General features: G+C 75.1%; 4 protein-coding genes and 1 pseudogene. 1 reads left to right on the top strand and 4 read right to left on the bottom strand.

Annotated features, from left to right (window positions below; translation table 11 throughout):
• Positions 1-409: AfsR/SARP family transcriptional regulator (locus tag DZF91_RS26700; RefSeq protein ID WP_456236661.1), on the bottom strand; the 409-nt coding region annotated here is incomplete at its 3' end.
• Positions 410-891: 482 nt separating this feature from the next.
• Between DZF91_RS26700 and DZF91_RS26705 the strand changes: the two genes are divergently transcribed.
• On the top strand, positions 892-1,731 hold the full coding sequence (locus tag DZF91_RS26705) for an SAM-dependent methyltransferase (RefSeq protein WP_117359933.1): 840 nt from the start codon (positions 892-894) through the stop codon (positions 1,729-1,731).
• Between the two features lie 326 nt (positions 1,732-2,057).
• On the opposite strand, the gene DZF91_RS26710 is transcribed toward DZF91_RS26705, so the two are convergent.
• From DZF91_RS26710 to DZF91_RS40440, 3 genes and pseudogenes are all read right to left on the bottom strand, one after another.
• The gene (locus DZF91_RS26710) at positions 2,058-2,378 is read right to left on the bottom strand and encodes a histone-like nucleoid-structuring protein Lsr2 (protein WP_117359934.1); all 321 of its coding nucleotides are present in this window, start codon (positions 2,376-2,378) and stop codon (positions 2,058-2,060) included.
• A 14-nt stretch (positions 2,379-2,392) separates the two neighbouring features.
• The gene (locus tag DZF91_RS26715; RefSeq protein ID WP_117359935.1) at positions 2,393-2,755 is read right to left on the bottom strand and encodes a histone-like nucleoid-structuring protein Lsr2; all 363 of its coding nucleotides are present in this window, start codon (positions 2,753-2,755) and stop codon (positions 2,393-2,395) included.
• A gap of 342 nt (positions 2,756-3,097) precedes the next feature.
• A pseudogene (locus tag DZF91_RS40440) lies at positions 3,098-3,759 on the bottom strand (hypothetical protein); the annotation flags it as partial.

Raw genomic sequence — 3,759 nt, forward strand, 5'->3', positions numbered from 1 at the left:
GGCACCGCTCCGCCCCGTCCGCCCCGTCCGCCCCGTCCGCCGCGTCCGCCGCGTCCGTGGCGGACGCGCGGGCGAGGGACTCGCGGGCGCGCGCGGACAGGTCGCGGAAGACCGCGAGGTCGAGGGTGTCGCCGGGCCTCGGCACCAGCCGGTAGCCGCCGTGGCCGAGCGGCAGCCGGTCGCGGGTGAGGGCGCGGCGCACGCCGCTCAGGCACGTCTTGACCGCCCCGGCGCCGCGTCCGGGCGCGTCGTCGCCCCACAGCAGCTCGCCGAGCGCGCGGGCCGACACCGGACGGCCCCCGCGGACGGCGAGCACGCACAGCGCGGCCCGCTGGAGCGGCTGCGACGGCTCGACGCGCGTGCCGTCGTCGGCCGTCACCTCCAGCGGCCCGAGCATCCGGATCTCCACCGCGTCCTCCCCTTCGCCCTGATCATGCTGGCGTGCCGTACCGTATGCGGACGACGGACGGTGTGGCCGGATATGGCCATAGTCAAGGAGAGTCAAGTCGTGAGTGCGGCCCCGGAGCGTTCCTGCCTGCGCCGTCGCGGCGCGCACCCGCGCCGGTCAGCGCCCTCCGGACCGTCCGGACGGCCCCGTGCTGACCTTCGGCTGACCTCCGCGCTCTACGCTCACCCCACGGACGAAGATCTCCGACAGCGGATCCGGGGCGGAGGTGACCGGTTGGGGCCGGCGGCGGAGCGGTGCCCGTGGGAACTTCGGATGCCCCCAGGAGCGTTGACGGCGCGACCGCCGGCGGCGTGTCCCGCCCTCCCCGCGGCGGGCCCGCGACGAACGACGGGACCGGGACGGAAGCCGGGGCTGCAAGGGAAGACGGGGCTGAGCGTGCGGGGGCTGCACGTCCCGCCCCCGGGCCGGGAGGACGACACGCGATGACCGACGGGGGCGGGCTCGGGCTGGCCGGACCCGCGCGGGTCTACGACTGCCTGCTGGGCGGCAAGGACAACTACGCCGTGGACCGCCGGCTCGTCCGGGAGCTGCTGGCCATCGAACCGGGCCTGGTGGACGCCGCGCACGCCAACCGCGCGTTCGTCCGGCGCGCCGTCCGCGAGCTGGCCGGGCTCGGGCTGCGGCAGTTCCTCGACATCGGCTGCGGCCTGCCGACCACCGACAACGTCCACCAGATCGCGTCCCGGCACGCGCCGGGCACCCGGGTCCTGTACGTCGACCAGGACCCGCTCGTCCTGGTCCACGCCCGCGCCCTGCTCGTGGACGACGGCGAGGTCGCCGCCCTCCAGGCCGACCTGCGCAAGCCCGACGACCTGGTCGCCCAGGCGCTCGACCACGGCCTCCTGGACCCGGGCCGGCCCGTCGCGGTCCTCCTCACGTCCGTCCTGCACCACCTGACGGACGCCGAGGACCCCTGGCACTGCGTCCGCACCCTGACCGCGGCCCTCGCCCCCGGAAGCGCCGTCGTCGTCTCGCACCTCACCGACACGCCCGTGGGCTCCTCCCCCGGCGCCGACGAGCCGCGGCTCGCCCCGGGGACGCTCACGCCGGTCGCCGCCGCGCTGGCGGCCCGCTACACCGAGGGGTGCGCCCTCCCGCTCGTCCCCCGCGACGCGTCCGCCATCGCGGGCTTCCTGGACGGCCTGGAACCGCTCGCCCCCGGCGTCGTCCCGGTGGACGCGTGGCGGCCCGACATCGCGCCGGTGCCGCCGTCCGAGCCGTCCCTGGGCCTGCTCGGCGCGGCCGGTCTCCTCGGCCGCTGACCGACCGGTCCGCCGCGTCCTCGCCGCACCGTCCATCCACCGCGGCACGCGGTGTTCGAGCGGTCTACCCGGCGACCACGAGAGGGCTGCGCGCCCCGCCGCACACGGGCCTTGGAGAGGGCCGCACACGGGCCTTCGGGACGGCCGCACGCGGGCCTTCGGGACGGCCGACACGGGCTTCGGGACGGCCGCCGGCGACCGTTCGGGCGCGGCGCCCGGCGGGTTTTCGGGGGATCGCGTGGTGTCCCTGGTGGCTTCGCGCCGTACCGCCGAATTCGCGGACGCAGGGACCGAATCGGACCGCGAGGGCGGCCCGATGGGCGGTGCTAGTGGGTGGCGTTGTACTGTTCGATCACCTTGGCCGGAATGCGGCCGCGGTCGTTCACCGGGATGCCGTTCTGCTTGGCCCATTCCCGGATTTCCGCGCTCTGCTCGCGGTTGCCCGCGCTGCGCGTCGGCTTGGCCGGGCGCCGGGCGGCCTTACGGGCGTTCGCCACGAACGGCTCGAACCGCTCGCGCAGTTTCGCGGCGTTCGCAGCGTTCAGGTCGATCTCGTATCCGACGCCGTCGAGCGCGAAGGACACGGTCTCCTCGGCCTCTCCGCCGTCGAGGTCGTCGGTCATGACGACGATGGTCTTCTGTGCCACGGGGACTCCCTGCGTTACGCGTCTGGGCTGGCTTCTGGGTGCGCCTGGACGAACGCCGCGTAGGCGGCGTCGGGCAGCGCGCCCTGGTCCGGGACCTCAAGGCCCTCGTTCTTGGCCCACGTGCGGACGTCGGCGTTGGTGAAACCCTTGAGCTTCACCGGGCTTTTCCGGGGCTTGCGCGAGCGCCCCGCCTGCTTCACCTCACGCGACTTCTCGACATAGCGGGTCAGCGTGTCGAGGGTCTCACGCAGCCGCACGTCGTTCTCGTCGGACAGGTCAATGGTGAAAATCCGCCCCAGGATCTCGAAGTCGCGCTTGCGGACATCCTCGCCCTCGCCGCCATCGAGATCGTCTACCAAGATGACCTTCTCAGCCATGCGTTCCTTTCTGAATCGAGCGCCCTTTACGTTAGCGGACTTTCACACCTCATCGCTCAACACACGAACGCATCGAACAAGCGTTTTCAGGACCGAAGCCCCGTCTCACCGCCCCGTGCCGCATCCGCGTGCGCGCCGGGCGCGCCCGTGCCCGGCGCGGAGGCACGGCGGGCACGGGGAGAGCGGGACGGGACGGGACGACGGGAGCGAAAGCGTCACCGCGCGGCCCGCGAAGTGTGATCTCCGGGCGCCCGAAGTGTGATCTCGAAGACAGTGCGCCGCCGGGCGGGTCAGGAGCCCGGATCCGCGGACCGGTTCCTCAGCCCGGATCCGCGCGCCGGGTCAGGAGGCTTCGCGCGGGGCGGGGCCGGTCGCCAGTTCCAGGCCGCTGCCGACGGCGGACGCGACGCGGTCGCGCAGCACCTCCTCGGCCCGGCGCGCGTCGGCGTCGAGCCGGCCGACGACCTCGACGGCGAGCGCGTCGCGGACCGTCCCGGCGAGCAGGTCGCGGTAGCGCGCGTTCTGCTCCGGCAGGTCCCGCAGCACCCGCCACTCGTGGTACGCCTCGTCGGCGGCGCGGGCGGAGCGGGCGTAGGACTCCAGCGCCTCGACCCGCTCGGTGACCGACCGCACCGACAGGTCGAGCGCCCGGCGCTGGGGCTCCAGCAGCGCCCGGACGGGCGCGGACAGCCGGTCGGGCTGCTGGGCGCGGCGCTCGCGGCGGAGCCGGGTGTGCTCGGCGAGGGCGACCGCGACGGCCCACTCCTGGCGCGGCAGCTCGGTCGCGTTGTCGATGGAGTCCAGCAGGCCCTCGCGGTGCGCCCGGGAGCCGAGGACGGCGTCGACCGCCCGCTGCGCACGGACCAGGAGCCGGGCCGCGGGACGGTCGAAGTCGGCGGGCAGCAGGTACCGGCCGTGGTGCTCGCGCGCGGCCCGGACGGCGGCGGGCTCGCGCAGGTGCCGCAGCGCGCCCGCCGTCCAGCCGGCGAATCCGGCGGCGGCGA

It is taken from the genome of Actinomadura logoneensis, from assembly GCF_003428695.1.
In the GTDB taxonomy this organism is placed as follows: Bacteria; Actinomycetota; Actinomycetes; order Streptosporangiales; family Streptosporangiaceae; genus Spirillospora; species Spirillospora logoneensis.